Origin of the sequence: Bacillus sp. RC252 (genome assembly GCF_044909215.1) — a bacterium.
Taxonomy (GTDB): domain Bacteria; phylum Bacillota; class Bacilli; order Bacillales; family Bacillaceae_G; genus Bacillus_A; species Bacillus_A mycoides.
The window spans coordinates 218,398-233,052 of the sequence record NZ_JBIYDV010000010.1; the positions used below are offsets into that span (position 1 = coordinate 218,398).

General features: G+C 34.0%; 11 protein-coding genes and 8 pseudogenes. 11 read left to right on the top strand and 8 right to left on the bottom strand.

What is annotated here, in order from left to right; translation table 11 throughout:
* Positions 1 to 20: 20 nt before the first annotated feature.
* From ABH960_RS16595 to ABH960_RS16605, 3 pseudogenes are all read left to right on the top strand, one after another.
* Positions 21 to 350, top strand: a pseudogene (locus ABH960_RS16595) (putative mucin/carbohydrate-binding domain-containing protein); the annotation flags it as partial.
* Between the two features lie 172 nt (positions 351 to 522).
* Positions 523 to 600, top strand: a pseudogene (locus tag ABH960_RS16600) (restriction endonuclease); the annotation flags it as partial.
* A 357-nt stretch (positions 601 to 957) separates the two neighbouring features.
* Positions 958 to 1,235, top strand: a pseudogene (locus ABH960_RS16605) (AbrB/MazE/SpoVT family DNA-binding domain-containing protein).
* A gap of 87 nt (positions 1,236 to 1,322) precedes the next feature.
* Here ABH960_RS16605 and ABH960_RS16610 read toward each other — a convergent pair.
* Positions 1,323 to 1,478 (bottom strand): annotated as a pseudogene (locus ABH960_RS16610) (spore germination protein); the annotation flags it as partial.
* Positions 1,479 to 2,186: 708 nt separating this feature from the next.
* Positions 2,187 to 2,693, bottom strand: a pseudogene (locus ABH960_RS16615) (BclA C-terminal domain-containing protein); the annotation flags it as partial.
* A gap of 510 nt (positions 2,694 to 3,203) precedes the next feature.
* Here ABH960_RS16615 and ABH960_RS16620 point away from each other — a divergent pair.
* The 4 genes and pseudogenes from ABH960_RS16620 to ABH960_RS16635 all read left to right on the top strand — a co-directional run bounded on the left by ABH960_RS16620 (position 3,204) and on the right by ABH960_RS16635 (position 5,874).
* Positions 3,204 to 3,806, top strand: a complete 603-nt coding sequence (locus ABH960_RS16620; protein WP_404446751.1) for a DUF6944 family repetitive protein — start codon at positions 3,204 to 3,206, stop codon at positions 3,804 to 3,806.
* Positions 3,807 to 4,008: 202 nt separating this feature from the next.
* A pseudogene (locus tag ABH960_RS16625) lies at positions 4,009 to 4,472 on the top strand (ArpU family phage packaging/lysis transcriptional regulator).
* Positions 4,473 to 4,489: 17 nt separating this feature from the next.
* Complete coding sequence (locus ABH960_RS16630) at positions 4,490 to 5,014, top strand: site-specific integrase (RefSeq protein ID WP_235661835.1); 525 nt, start codon at positions 4,490 to 4,492, stop codon at positions 5,012 to 5,014.
* Between the two features lie 407 nt (positions 5,015 to 5,421).
* Positions 5,422 to 5,874 carry a CBO0543 family protein gene (locus ABH960_RS16635; protein ID WP_002191492.1) on the top strand — a complete coding sequence of 151 codons (453 nt, stop codon included), beginning with the start codon at positions 5,422 to 5,424 and terminating at the stop codon, positions 5,872 to 5,874.
* A gap of 464 nt (positions 5,875 to 6,338) precedes the next feature.
* Here ABH960_RS16635 and dltB read toward each other — a convergent pair whose 3' ends face one another.
* From dltB to ABH960_RS16655, 4 genes are all read right to left on the bottom strand, one after another.
* Positions 6,339 to 7,505, bottom strand: coding sequence for a D-alanyl-lipoteichoic acid biosynthesis protein DltB (dltB, locus tag ABH960_RS16640; RefSeq protein ID WP_098633303.1), 1,167 nt, complete (start codon positions 7,503 to 7,505; stop codon positions 6,339 to 6,341).
* A gap of 92 nt (positions 7,506 to 7,597) precedes the next feature.
* Positions 7,598 to 8,194, bottom strand: a complete 597-nt coding sequence (locus ABH960_RS16645) for a TetR/AcrR family transcriptional regulator (protein WP_016093780.1) — start codon at positions 8,192 to 8,194, stop codon at positions 7,598 to 7,600.
* Positions 8,195 to 8,608: 414 nt separating this feature from the next.
* Entirely contained in the window at positions 8,609 to 9,832 is a 1,224-nt protein-coding gene (locus ABH960_RS16650) for a multidrug efflux MFS transporter (protein ID WP_340954662.1), read from the bottom strand.
* Between the two features lie 115 nt (positions 9,833 to 9,947).
* Positions 9,948 to 10,517, bottom strand: a complete 570-nt coding sequence (locus tag ABH960_RS16655; protein ID WP_078178481.1) for a cysteine hydrolase family protein — start codon at positions 10,515 to 10,517, stop codon at positions 9,948 to 9,950.
* A 114-nt stretch (positions 10,518 to 10,631) separates the two neighbouring features.
* Here ABH960_RS16655 and ABH960_RS16660 point away from each other — a divergent pair, with 114 nt between their 5' ends.
* A complete protein-coding gene (locus tag ABH960_RS16660) occupies positions 10,632 to 11,231 on the top strand; it encodes a TetR/AcrR family transcriptional regulator (RefSeq protein ID WP_113937317.1) in 600 nt (199 codons plus the stop codon).
* Positions 11,232 to 11,615: 384 nt separating this feature from the next.
* Here the strand turns inward: ABH960_RS16660 and ABH960_RS16665 are convergent.
* A pseudogene (locus tag ABH960_RS16665) lies at positions 11,616 to 12,152 on the bottom strand (transposase); the annotation flags it as partial.
* Positions 12,153 to 12,225: 73 nt separating this feature from the next.
* Between ABH960_RS16665 and ABH960_RS16670 the strand changes: the two are divergent.
* The 3 genes and pseudogenes from ABH960_RS16670 to ABH960_RS16680 all read left to right on the top strand — a co-directional run bounded on the left by ABH960_RS16670 (position 12,226) and on the right by ABH960_RS16680 (position 14,193).
* Positions 12,226 to 12,933, top strand: coding sequence for an IS6 family transposase (locus ABH960_RS16670; protein ID WP_404446780.1), 708 nt, complete (start codon positions 12,226 to 12,228; stop codon positions 12,931 to 12,933).
* Between the two features lie 430 nt (positions 12,934 to 13,363).
* The gene (locus ABH960_RS16675; RefSeq protein ID WP_404446756.1) at positions 13,364 to 13,642 is read left to right on the top strand and encodes a hypothetical protein; all 279 of its coding nucleotides are present in this window, start codon (positions 13,364 to 13,366) and stop codon (positions 13,640 to 13,642) included.
* A gap of 359 nt (positions 13,643 to 14,001) precedes the next feature.
* A pseudogene (locus tag ABH960_RS16680) lies at positions 14,002 to 14,193 on the top strand (hypothetical protein).
* Between the two features lie 178 nt (positions 14,194 to 14,371).
* Here the strand turns inward: ABH960_RS16680 and ABH960_RS16685 are convergent.
* A partial coding sequence (locus ABH960_RS16685) for a DDE-type integrase/transposase/recombinase (RefSeq protein WP_404446759.1) occupies positions 14,372 to 14,655 on the bottom strand: 284 nt, incomplete at its 5' end.

Sequence of the window (14,655 nt, forward strand, 5' to 3'; positions counted from 1 at the left end):
CAGGTTCTGTTGAAACATCATTGAATAAAGAGATAGAAAAAATGCAGATACAATTAGAAGCTGGTATACCACATTCCTACTTTAATAGTACGTATGCAAGTATAAAAGTACAGAACTCATCGGGTAGCGTTGTGTACAATAAAGAAATTGTGGGAAATAGACAACGAACTGCTGAAACCCAAACCGTTCCTGTAAAAGTTGGGGATTACATTGAACTTACCCATATAGAAGGGGAAGCAGAAAAGGAAAAGATATGAGCTACTTTAACTAACCTTGAGAATGGCAAACAGGAATATATGGGTAAGAAGAGAATATATCAGGTTACATCTACAGGACTAATAAGACAATAGATGAATCAAAAAGTTGGGGGAATCCTCAACTTTTTTGGTTAAAAAGGAGGTTCTGGTGCCAATATATGAAGAGGAACGATAGTAGATTTTTAACGGAATCGTATTTTATACTATAAGTCCAAAAATTCTGTGAATGAAATCTTTCTGATTTAGAAAAGACTGATTTTGTACATCAAATAAAACAGGAAGCAAGATTTTTGGATGTTCTCAACACTCTACATGTACGCATACAGAGCTAATAAATACATGAGCTGTGATAAAAATTCAGCTCTTTTTCAATTTTTTAAAGAGTGTATTAAAAAAAGGAAGTTTAATTTAAAAACGACTTTTCAGGTTTGTTTATTTTGCGTTTCGATGGACAAGTTAAAATAGGTCTTGTTCATTTTAAAAACATATGTAAAGACAGATAAGGACTTTAAATGTGTTTTTGGGGTTTTTAGGGGGAATAAAAAGGCTAGTCATTATTTAAGACTTAACCCTTTTCTACTAGCTGACGAATTGCTTCATTTCAATTACTTATCTTGTTATCGTGCCAAAAATCCTCTATTTATTTTACTTGTTCTTTTGTAAATGAAACTAAATTTTCATGTATGGGGAAAGATATTAGATGAAAGCAACCGGAGTAACTAGAAAAGTAGATGAGTTAGGGCGTGTGGTAATTCCAAAGGAACTTAGAAATACGCTAGGTATTAAAGAAAAATCACCATTAGAGATCTTGTAGAAGGTGAAGACATTGTTTTACAGAAGTATCAGCCTGGTGGTGTTTGTGCATTAACAGAAGAGGTGTCAAATCGTAACATAGTATTAGCAAATGGTAAGATAACATTAAATCCAGAAGGTGCGGAACTATTAATAAAAGAAGTAAAACAGTACCTTGTAAAATAAGTGGCCCTTACAAGGGGCTTTTTTTAAAATCAATAAAATAATTTCATGTACCGTATTTATTATAAAAAATAATAACACAACGAACCTAACACCGCTAAAGGTATTGATAACAAAACCAACATTTGATGATCCTGAACCATTATAAGATTTTGTATTCTCTTTTGGAGAAACATTATAAAAATCGCCTAAGTTGAAAGAACCAGTACTATTTTGTGCGACAAGGTTTGCTACAACTGTGGGCATAGTACGCACCTAATTTCCTAGAAAGTATTTAAATTAGCATATGTTGTAATCATCTAGAGGTTCATTTTGATCTAAGAATTCGAAGTTATTGCTCGTGAAGATTTTAATAAAATAATTATTTTGTAATAATCAAAAAAGAGCACTTCGTATAGGTGCCGAAATAAGAATTATTCAATTGTCAAGATAATTACTTACCACCATTTTGATTTATACGTTTTAAATAAAAAATAGAACAAGGTCCTGATTTGAAAAATAGAGAGCTCTTTGAAAAGAGCTCTCTGACTAAAATTTATATTGAATATGAATACACACGATATTGTATACGTGCTATTTAGGTAGGTGCAATTTTAAAACAAAATCCTTATTTGAATAGAGAAAAAAGACAACAACCGGAGGGCTTGTTGTCTCAAAAAAGTGGAATGTCACTAAAATATTTGTTGAAGACATAACAGGTTATTTAAAGTATATGAATTGCGTATAAAAATATACAGTAGAAATTAAAGAGCGCTTACCAAGGTGCTCTTCTACCCAAACTTACATTGAAAAAGAATCCGCGACATTGTATGCGTATTTCTTTCGCTTTGTGTAGTTTTAAAATAAAATCGTTATTTTAATTAAAAGAGCAGCTAGCAAAAGCTAACTGCTTGTTAAAAAAAGAATCCACTCTAGGTTATTTACTGCCAGAGTTTCAAGAAATAAATGATTAAATTAATTTAATTTTTCAATTACAATCGAAGCATTTATATTTGTTTGTGTTCCACCTGCCAAAGTCTGCAAAGTAACTGCAGCAGCGGAAGTATGATTATTAAGGGTAATAATATCACCTGCAGCTAAAGTGAGGATTGTTTGGCCGTTGTTTGGTTGAGTTCCTGCACCTGATCCATAAACTGCGCTGGTAACCGGAGCACCATTTAAAAAAAGTGTGAATTGATTAGGCTCAACTCCTGATATAGAAAAAGAAATTTTATAATCTCCTGCATTAAGAACCATCAATTGAGAAGTTCCAAGCGTATGAGTAAAACCAGGTGTCATTTTACCATGTGAATTAAAAAGAATAGGTGCTTCTAAGGCAACAACTTGAGCTGCTGTATTGAAAACATAAGCATAATGAGATAACCCAGATACTGTAAGTCCGGTAGGTCCAGTAGGTCCAGTAGGCCCCGGAGGTCCACCAGAAGGTCCGGTTGCTCCAGTTATTCCAGTAGCTCCGGTTATGTGATACCAAATGAAATTTTTTCATGGGCGTGAAGTATTTGAACAAAAAAGCTATTTAAATACTAAGTTATCGAGATGAAAAATGGTGCACAAAGTTTTTTGTGCACCACTATATATAAACTATGTCTTGTCTTGTCTTGTCTTGTTAATAATATGTCTACCGCATAAAATTGTGAACAGATTAAAGAGAAGATTAAAGAGAAGATTAAATTTAAAAGAGCAACCTTTGAGGATGCTCTTATGACCAGTACCATTACTGTAAAAGAATACGTAATATCGGATCTGTATTTTTCAAAAGGTGTGAATTATTTGAACCCAAAATTAATTTGGCACAACAAAGCAGCTAGCTGAAGTAGCTAACTGCTCCAAACAGTGATGTAACTCTAGATGTATGTATAGTATTGACGAAATATTGAGCTTTATTCAGGAGGGAGAGAAGTAGGCCATTAACATGAAGATGCTCCAATACATATCTTACAAGTAGTAAATTAATGACGGGGTAGATTGAGAATGGATGATCCGATTAAGGAGATAGTTGGCGCATGGTTTGTTGCAGTAGGGACAATTATTGCTGCGATTGGGAGTACACCTTTAAAAAGATTGAACAGCGAATTAAGAAAAGATTTGAGCGTATGGGGGAATGTATTACAGGCAACGGGGAATGGTCTGGAAGCTGATGGACAAGGAGAAATATCCCTTGAATTGATTGGGAACGAAATCCAATCAATTGGTAATGTAACGGTTCTAACAGGACTTATTATAGAATTTGAAGATGAAACAAAAAAAAAATTAGTAATTGCAGGAAATTGGATACAAGCATTAGGTGGTGTTACATCAATAGGTGGGGAAATAGAAGATAGTTCCAATATGGATGAATCGTATATCATTATCGGGAATGTGTTACAAGCGACTGGTAATTCATTACAGGCAATAGGTGGAATAGATGAATTGAAAGCTAGTCGGGATAAAGTGGAGGGAATTTCGGAAGACGATGAGGAGGATGGGCAGCTTATAGTGATTACGGGGAGTTGGGTCCAAGCGGTCGGTTCAGTAGTTTCATTAATCGGTCAAATAAGAGAAGAAAGCCAAGAGATAGAAGAAAGTATTTCATAGAGGACTTAATAAAATAATCCTTTTCTAATAACAAAGTTACTAAAATATGAGAAAATGATATAATAATACCAATTAAATATTTAGTCCTACTGGAAGAACCAGCGGACATCAAACCATAAAGAGCATAAGTGATAGTGCTCTATGGTTTGGTGTCCGCTTTTTGTTTTTTTATTAATAAAATAGATAAGGAGTGTTTTTATATATGACGCAATTAACTTTCTTACCTAAAATTGATCGTAGAGCAACACAAGTTCGTTTAGAAGAGATTCTTGAAAATGTTCGTATTTATAGAAAATTTGGGATGATTAGAAATGAGGTGAAGGTCACAGCTTCTTGCGAGGTAAGATATCATGGCCCAACAAACATGGTAGGCAAGCCAGCTGAAGATGTTGCTTTAGCAAATGTTGCAATGAGTGAAAGAGAATTAAAATTACAACGTTTATCTTTTCAAATTGATAAACATTAAGTCGATTTAGCAAAAATCAACGAGATATCATTGTAAAACGATATTTGGAAGATGAGGAAGTCTTTGATTATATGGTTTATAACGATATTGGTATGAGTGAACGTACATATAGAAGAAATAAATCAAATGCTTTTTATAAATTAGCATTTGCTCTTAGATTAGAAGTTTATGAGACTGAAGAATCTGGAGGTAATGAATAATGAATTTTGTTTAGCCAATACGTGATCCAGAGCGAATACAACAGCTAAAAGAGTATTTTAAGGAAAAGAGCTTACGTAATTACATTCTCTTCATTATGGGTATTAATACAGGTCTCAGAATCTCAGATATTTTGAAATTGAAGGTAGGGGATGTTAAAGGCAGCCATATATCTATGCGGGAAAAGAAAACAGGGAAAGAGAAACGAATACAAATTACTGCAGCGCTGAAAAGAGAACTTAAATGGTTTATTGTAGAAAGAGAAGACAATGAGTATTTATTGCAAAGCAGACAAGGTAAGAATCGTCCAATTGGTCGTAGCATGGCATATAAGATATTAAGCGGAGCAGCGGCAGAGTTTGGGTTAGATGAAATAGGAACACATACGTTAAGAAAAACATACGGGTATCACATGTACATGCAAACGAAAAACATAGCATTACTTATGGAGATATTCAATCACTCGTCAGAGAAGGTCACGTTACGTTATATAGGTGTAAATCAAGATGCAATGGATAAAGCAATGACTAGGTTTAAAATCTAATCACTGCTTATTTCTTTTTAAATCTAGGGTATTGCAGCATTTTGGAAAAACTCATGCTAAGAGTATGCAAGATTTTATACAGTTCTAGTAACAAACAAGAATCCAAAAACCGTGCTAGGATAGGAATGTATAAAAAAGGGCATAGATCCATAGAACAAAAAAAGAAGGTTCCTTGGTGAGAGTACGGTTTCCTGCCTTTTCCTTGCTACCGATAAGTGGTTTTATGTAAACTAGATGTGTATATGGGGTATATTTTTGAGAACAAAATAAGAGATAAGCAGCCTTATAATTTAATCATAACTCAGTTGATTGTAATTATCATGTTGCGTTGGTTTGGAAAACTTTTTTAGTTTAAATTATAAGGAGTAAGGTGAAGATGGTTATAAGGAAAGGAAGGTAGAGTCAAGATGTTATTTAATATTCTAATTGCATTTGTGTTACCTTGGACTGTTGGAATTCTTCACCTTTACAAAAAAGAGAGAAGAATTATCCCTCTGATTGGCTCATTCTTTTGTGTCGTTGCTTTTGTCGTAAATGAATTCGGCTTTTATTGTGGTTTTTGGAGGATTGCTCCTTTCCTTGATCAAAAAACTTTTTCTGCGTTACCCTTTAATATAGGAATTTATCCGATTTTGGCAAGTTACTTGATATTCTTTATAAAGAAAACCAAAAGACCTTACTTGATGGTCTTTTTCATATCCCTATTTACTACCCTTCTTGAAATGACATTAGTTTTAAGTGGAGAAATCGTATATGGTAACGGCTGGAATATTATTTGGACATTTTTTTCCTATATCATCCCTTATATGTGGGTGTACTGGTATTACCTCTATTTAAGAAAGTTAGAAGTCATGAACTAAATCCTGAAGGCAACATAATAGAATTCGAATGTTTTTGATTGCCGAAAACGGGAATTATGTAAATACGAACCCCCTTCAGTAAGCAAACTGAAGGGGGTTTTTCTAGATATATTTAATACAGAGAATAATGGATTATGTTAATAAAAATATATGTGTTATTGATAAAAAAAACGCTATCCTTTCTGCATATTTCTACAAAAAGAATAATGTTTTTTTTCGTAATATGGATAGAAATTCTTTTTAATTTAATAATAATGGAGGATAACTGTTTATAAAAAAAATTTATTCTCACTATACTATACTTTCAATTTCTTCTCTACACTAAAAAACATAATAGTTATTAATAGTATCATAAGAGCCATAATTAAAAGAATTATAGAAGAATATCTAAATAATAAACTGACTCCCACGTTTACAAGCGCAAATATGTGTAACTTCTTAGTTGTGAGAAAAGAGGTCATTCATTAAAAATAATTGTTTAGGTGACCAGAGAAGATTAGGAAACCGAAACATACGAAATGGAATGTAATCACAATTGCAAGGACATGCATGAACGTATTGTTGGGCCAAAATTTATGCTTCTTATTTTTCCGTTCGAAAATATCAAATAAAATAAACAGAAAAATATGATATAGAGCATAAATAATATATTGAGCAATATCATGACCAGTAATGTGCCAAATTCCCATGACAAAAAAGTTTAAAAAGACGCCAATATATGAAATCATATAGCGATTTTTAATGAGCTTTTTCTTTGTTGCAAAAAAGACAAAGCGCATGTAAATAAAATCACGGAGCCAGAATGATAAGCTCATATGCCAACGATTCCAGAAATCTTTAATATTACGACTGATAAACGGTTTATTAAAGTTTTCTGGTGTTTTAATACCCATCATATAACTGACACCAATTACGAATGAACTATAACCTGCGAAGTCAAAAAATAGATATAAACTATAGCTATACATGTAAATCATATTTGATGAAATTGTGTTTTGGTGAGCTAATGTTGCATCTATAATATTTTCTTTTATTAGGTAAGCAAGTATAAACTTATACAGAAAACCTTGGAAAATACGGTTAATTCCCGTGTATAGTAGGTTTTGATATTCTTCAGCGCTTGGTGGTTTTTGAATATCTTTTTGGAACCTGCGATACCTATCGATAGGTCCGGTCGAAATAGCAGGGAAGAACAAAATGAATTCCCAGAAATTAAAAAATGAGCATTCTTTAATTAAGCCATCGCGAATTTCAAATACCATTTGTACTGCTCTGAATGTTACATAAGATATACCAGTAAAAACAATGAATTTTAATTCAGGTACAAATGGTGCGATTTTTGCCAAAATCAATGGCAAAATCGACAAAATAATAGCCATGCAAAACATGAACGTATTATTATTTTGTTTTCTTAGTAGTAAATAGCCTTTAATAAGGACATATTGCCAAATAATAAATACTACTAACATCATTGCTTGATTTGACTTATCCGAGAAGATAATAGCAAGCATAATAAGCGTTAAGATAGCATTATATTTGCGCAACATTTTACCTCTTAATCCAGCTACGATAGTAGGTATCAATAAAATCCCCACTATAGCAAAAAAATAAAATGATCCATATGCGGTCATGCTGTAACCTCACTTTATAATGTTTTGCAATCCTTCATTCCATTTGGTGTCATGGAATAATGGATTGGCACATGAATTTGGAATTATATAGTTTAATAATCACTCATTGCGTTTTTTGGGTTGCAGATGTTAATAAATACTTTTTCTATAATCGCATATGCCGGAGCAATTTGTTCTTCTGAAGCCCCATGCATAACTTGTAACGCTAATCCATTCATCGAAGCCAATAAAGCCCTAGAAAACGCTTCTAGATCTGGGATTTCTACATTGGAAGTTTGAGCATATTCTTGAATTAGGTCTATCAATTGGTTCTGTAGAACTCGAATTTCTTCCATAATTTTCGGTGACCAAGCTGCTGCTGCCAATAAACTAAAATACACTTTTCTCCATTCAGAACTTTTGAACTGGTGATGTACTACAAATATTAGTTTTTTCATTTTCTCTGAGAAATCTTGTATATTTGAGAGTTCCTTCTGAATTTCTTTAATCTGTTTTTGCATGACATAGGAGGTAGCGTTAACTAATAATCCCTCCTTTGTTGGAAAATAATAATGAATTAAACTTAAAGTAATTCCCGCTTTTGTAGCAATATCTCGTAATGTAATAGCGGTTGTGCCTTTTTCAGCTAAGCATTCAAACGTAGCCATTAGTATTTGATCCCGAGTAGCTGTTTTTTTAGAATTAGACATTGTATTTCACCTTCTTTTTTAGTTTGGTCAACCGACCAATAAATATAAATTTATACTACTCTATTAGAACATTTTTTACAATACTAAGTACCATCCCCATGTCCACCAAGCTAAGGTTTTGATGTACACCTATATGAAAATTATCTTTCTCTACAGTTAGTTATTTTGAGAATTTAGCTCATTTTTTCTTTTTGGGAGTGTCTACTTTTCTTAAGTTGATGGGCATGGGGTCCCTCCCACATCACGCGATTATCTTAACTTCGATGTGAGAACTATTGGAATAACAATGGTTCTCACATCATTTACATGTATTCAAAGTAAAATTGGTTTATATAATAATCGATCTTTTATACTATTTTATCGAACTATAGAACCCCGTGAACAAGGATTTAGAATACCTTTATTTAGAGACCATCAAGTGATTGTTTTTCTTCTTAATAAGTCTTCTTCTTTTAAATTAAGCTTTTTATATACTCTGTAGTAAACCCACACAGCATTTATCAGTAACAATGTACTTGTAATAAAAAATACATATCGGATACCTATATGGGCCGCCACTTGCCCTCCTAGAACAGAACCTCCAAATACACCCATATATCCTGCTGACATGTTAAAGCCAAAAACCCTACCTGTTAGAGCAGATGGTGTGATTTTCTTAATTAAAACGCTGACTGCAGGAGCCAAGCCAGCTGTGGTTAATCCCAATAAAAATTGAAGTACCATTAACTGCCAAGGATTTTTCACAAAGGCTTCTGGTATAAAAATGAGTCCCGCTACTACAAGGGCGACTAATATTACTTTTTGGGGCCCTATTTTATCGGAAATTTTACCCAATCTTGGTGCGGCAATTATATTTGCCATCCCTGAAGCAGAGAATACGATACCAGCTATCATTGCAATATGACTAGTATCACGGGACAATTGAGTCACATATACTGTGATGATTGGTTCCATTGTATACAATGCCATATATATTATAAAAAAAGTCACAAACATGGTAAGAGTTAAGCTCTTTTCAGGTACATTCCTCCATGTTTCCTTGGCACTAAGCACTTTTTTGTCCTCGCGGTTGAAGGACTCCTTTACAAATAAAGCGGTAATAATAAATGCAATAAGCATCATTGCCCCCGTTATAAAGAATACATTTTGTAATCCAAAATTCTCCGCCATGAAGCCACCGATCATGGGTCCAAGTAAAGAACCCGAAATACTTGCCGTTGAAAGGGTACCTAAAGCCCACCCTGAATGTTCCTTTTCCGTCTGAGTTGCAATTAGTGTAGTACAGGCTGAACTGTATCCTGTTATTACACCCTGTAATAATCTTAATCCTATCAATACATATACATTCGAAGCAAAACCCATACTACCTATAACTATTGCCATACCAAGGCTCGCCCGCAAAAGCATTGGTTTTCGTCCGTATTTATCCGCAGCAAGCCCCCAAATTGGTGAAAAAATGGCAGAAATAATAAAGGTTATGCCGAAAGAAAATCCGGACAACTGTGCAATTAAAGCTGCATTATCAACTCCAAGATGCTTGATATAAAGCGGCAACACTGGTGCAAGCTGACTCATTCCCACACCCGTGACAAACATCCCAAACCAGCAAACAATTAAATTTCTTTTCCAAATCGGCATGAGTATAACCTGTCCTTTCATTTTTTTATTTCTATAACAAATGATGTTCTGAGTAAAATCAAACAAACGCCACTTTAGGAGAAAATCCTTGAGAGGCGTTTGCTTAGTTATGATATTAATCCAGTGTTTTAATCCAAGCGTCAACAGTAACCACATCTGCTTGACGAGGGAATACCTTTTCCATAAGAACGCGGTGAACCTCAGAATCGGCATCTAGACAAGCATCAGAAAGTACCGTTATTGCAAAGTCTTTGTCTGCTGATTCCCTTAAAGTGGATAGAACCACACCGCTTGTAGAAATACCGCAGAGAACAAGCGAATCGATTTGCTGTGCACGGAGGATAACCTCCAGATTACTACCAGCGAATGCACTAAATCTGTACTTCGTTACAACAGGTTCATTTGCTTCAGGCTGAACAGATTCGTGAATTTGTGTCCACGCATCCGAGATAGTCATTCCGCCCATTTTAGTAATGGCTGAGAATCCTTTATTTTGTGGACTCACTTCTGGATAGCCTTCGCTAAATCCTAATCGAATAAAAATAACAGGAATATTATTTTGGCGTGCCGCTTCAACAGCTTTCTGGAATGGAAGTAATACATCTTTATTTTCTGAGAAACGTGATACAATACCATTTTGTAAATCCATAACTAATAATGAGGGTTTACTATTTTGATTTTGCATATTTGCATAACTCCTTTACAATAGGTTAAAATCAAGTGGAGAGTTCTCCGTTTAAGAATTATAAGTGGAGAGTTCTCCGTTTGTCAAGGGATATAAATGTTAGGGAGTGATGGTATGGCAAATAATCAGAATACAGCCCATAATCGGACTGAGCGACGTGACGCTGCCGAGAATCGCCAACGTATATTAAATACGGCTCTTAGGCTATTTGAACACAATGGTGTTGAACAAGTCAGTATGAATCAAATAGCAACAGAGGCAGGAATTGGTGCAGGAACGCTTTATCGCCGTTATAGAAATAAAAGTGAGTTGTGTCTTGATTTGATCAAAGATAATATTGATATGCTTTTTGAGAATATCGAAGCATACTTGAAGCAGAACCAGACTGAGCCGCCAAATCAACGAATAAAAGGCGTACTCAGCTTATTTGTCCGTTTCAGAGAAAAAAAGGCACAATTGCTTACAGGAGTAGAGAATTCTACTTCAAGTAATCCACGATCAAAGGATAAGAGTCCTTTATATTATGAATTGCATCAGCTATTCGTAGAATTATTTGACGAGATGCATAGAACCGAGAAAAACCAACCTAACAGCGTCTTTAGAGCTGATATGTTACTGGCTGCTTTGAGCAGTGATTTCTATTTGTTTCAAAGAGAAATCCGTGGCTATTCGGCTGATATGATTTTGGAGCAACTTTGTTTAACGTTTTGTTAAGATATGAATAATGTCAATTTGCAATTTATCAATTTCATTATATATTTTATAAAAAAGAAGACATAATGAAATTGCCACCATAAAAGGTTCCTTAAATGGGAATCTTTTATCTTTATATCTCCCTTTTCGATTTTCAACAATTAATTCTGCCAGTTAGCAGAATAATTTCCATTTCCAATTATTCCTCCCTTCATTATTTACTATACATACTATAAAAATCAGTATAGTTATATAGTCTTTAAAGGGGTATCGCCACATCGCTATCAAGCTAAGCCCGTGTAACGTCAATGATAAGCAAGATTGTTTCTTTTTTTCGAAAGTCTATACGTAGATGCTTTAAAGATTTGCATACGAAATAAACCCTAACGGGTTTCCTTTTTTGAATTAAGCTGCTTGGTTATCAGACATGGTACAATTATAAACGACACCTAATATATCAAAGACTGTTTTCTTCTCATACCTAGGGGATTTCCGCCCGTTTTGCTGTAGGAGATTGAACAGGCGAAGTAACACCTTTGATAGCTCTTGGGTGTTTTTTTGTATAGTTTGGAATAGAAGAAGAAAATAGTCTTTAATCATATATATGGCTTTATACTCACTAAGCTCTCGTTTTTTCTTCATGAGGAGTAATTGGCGCATTTGAAACATGATAGAAGAACAGAGTAGAATGGCAATCAATTGACCATATAAATGGCACTCCAATCGTTCTGGTTTTATCTTTTTACAATGATGGATTTGAAAGAATGACTTCCACGTTTTAAATAAAATTTCGATTTGCCAACGCAAAGAATATCAGTCATGTACCTGTCCCATCGGGACAATATCTGTAGGGGTGTTGGTCATATATACATTGATACCACTGAGTCGTTTACTACGAGGAGAATACTTCATTCCTTTCTTTTTTTCTCTTACAACTTGATCTGGTTCTGGTGCAAAAAATCTATAAAACTTGGACATACTGATATTACTACTCTAGAAAAGGTGTGTGATCAGTATAAAAAAGGAAAATTTATTCAAATGGAAGCATTATCAGCCTGATTTAATTTTGTTAACGGTAAGATGGTACCTACGGTATAACCTCAGTTTTCGTGATTTGGTGGAAATGATGAAGGAACGGGGCTTATCTATTTCTCATACCACGATTATGCGTTGGGTTCATCAGTATGGTCCTGAATTGGACAAACGAATTCGTCGTCACCTCAAGCAAACCAATGACTCTTGGAGAGTTGATGAAACATATATAAAAGTTAAAGGGCAATGGATTTACCTGTACCGTGCTGTTGATTCGAAAGGAAACACAATCGATTTTTGTCTAAGCGAAACAAGAGACCGAAAGGCTGCAAAGCGCTTTTTCAAAAAAGCTTTGCGGTCTTTTCATGTATCAAAGCCACGTGTGATAACAGTCGATAAGAATCCGGCTTATCCTATAGCAATTGAACTGTTGAAAAAAGAAAAAAGCATACCTGATGGTATGCAACTTAGACAACAAAAGTACTTGAATAATATAGTAGAACAAGATCATCGCTTTATAAAGAAGCGTATCCGTTCTATGCTAGGGCTCAAATCTTTTGACACAGCTATATCCATTCTTTCTGAAGTAGAAGCTATGCATATGATTAAAAAAGAACAGATTAATTTACGGAACCAGTCTATCCAAAATCAGAAAGAATTCGTCCATCAATTGTTTGGACTTGTAGCATAAGATACGATTCCGTTAGGAATATATATGCTTTATTCTCTTTTACTTTATTTTTGCACCAGAACCTGCAGGAAGAAATACACGCGTCTTGATATACATTCTTTCAACGTTGTGTAAAGGAAATTGGCGAAAATGACATTAAGTAGCCGACTCTACGGAGTATAAACAAGAAGATTCTTAGTCTTCTCCAAGTCACCGAACTAACCAAATGTGAAGCGTGTAGCTAATATATAGTGTTGCGGTGACTTGGAGAAGGTTGGGAGTTATCTTGACCTTGGAAGAGGAACTTTTGCCATTTGTTTTTTTATTTCTCTCTATTAAATATGTGAACTATGGGGAGTTTTATAAAACATAACTTTTGAATTATATAATAAAAGTATATATAATTATACTGATATAAATATATTAACTGGTTAAAAATGGGGAAATAAAAATGAATATTAAATTTGATGTAGTTAAAGATGAAAATTTTGATTTTACTTTATTAGAAACAAAATTGCTGAAAACTTTTAAAGAAGTAGATAATGTAGCAATAATTGAAAAGGTTGAAGATAAAATTTTTGAAAAAGATGATGTGCAAACCCATTTAGCGGAGATTACTATTAATGTTACAGGAAATAATATTGGATATAGATCAGCTTCAGCTAGTATATTCATTGTTCTAGAAAGTCTATCAATAGAGCTATTCAATATTAATATTAGTATACATTAAGCATCCAAAACGGGTGCTTTTTTCTTTGTTATATAGAAATTACACATTAAAACAGTGAACATTCTAATAAGACAAGCATATGATGAATTCGTGACGAGTTATCATATGAGGTGAAACTTGGGGCACCATACTTATTTGTTGAAGGGTACCTAATGACGGGTACTCTTTTTATTTTGCACCTTTTAATAAGGACAAGCATATATTGGAGTATGGGGTTGCCCCACTTCATATATTTGAGCACCTATCGATTATGGGTGCTCTTTTATTTTGTACAAAATGGACATTTGAATTAAATAATTATATAAATAGGTAGAATCTAATTATATGATGTGCATTTTAATCCAAGGGGTACAAATTCGATGCGACGTGAAAAGGATTTGTTGATACAATGGAAGGCGGACTTGCAAGCTGTTCAAGAAGAGAAGAGGCTGAAGAAGAAGGCTAAGAAATAAAATAAGAAATATAGCATTCCTGATAATACAGCTGACTTCATGAATGGTAAGAATACTTATCGTAAAGAGAATGGGGTATGGAGGCAAAGAAATAAATAGTGTAAGGATAAATGAGTTTGATTAAGTTTATAGCAATTATCGTAGGCGTTACTGTAATCTGGGTGGCGTCTTGTTTTTTGTTAAGGAAAGATAAGGGGTGAAATAGATTTGAAACGGTTCTGGTGCAAAGATTGTATTTATTTGAAAGAGGTATATAGATTCCTAATGGAATCTATTCTTATGCAGCCATTCCGAATAGTTGATGAATAAACTTCACTTCATTTTTGACAGACTTTTCCCGTAAAATAAGTTGGCCTTTTTTAATGATATGCATCGCTTCTATTCCTGAAAGAATAGATTTAGCTGTACGAAAAGATTTCAATCCTAGCATTGAACGAACTCTCTTTTTAATAAAACGATGATCTTTCTCTACAATGTTATTAAGGTATTTTACCTGCCTTATTTGGATGCCCACAGGCATCTTTTTCTCTGTCTTCAACTCTTCAATCGCTATAGGATAGG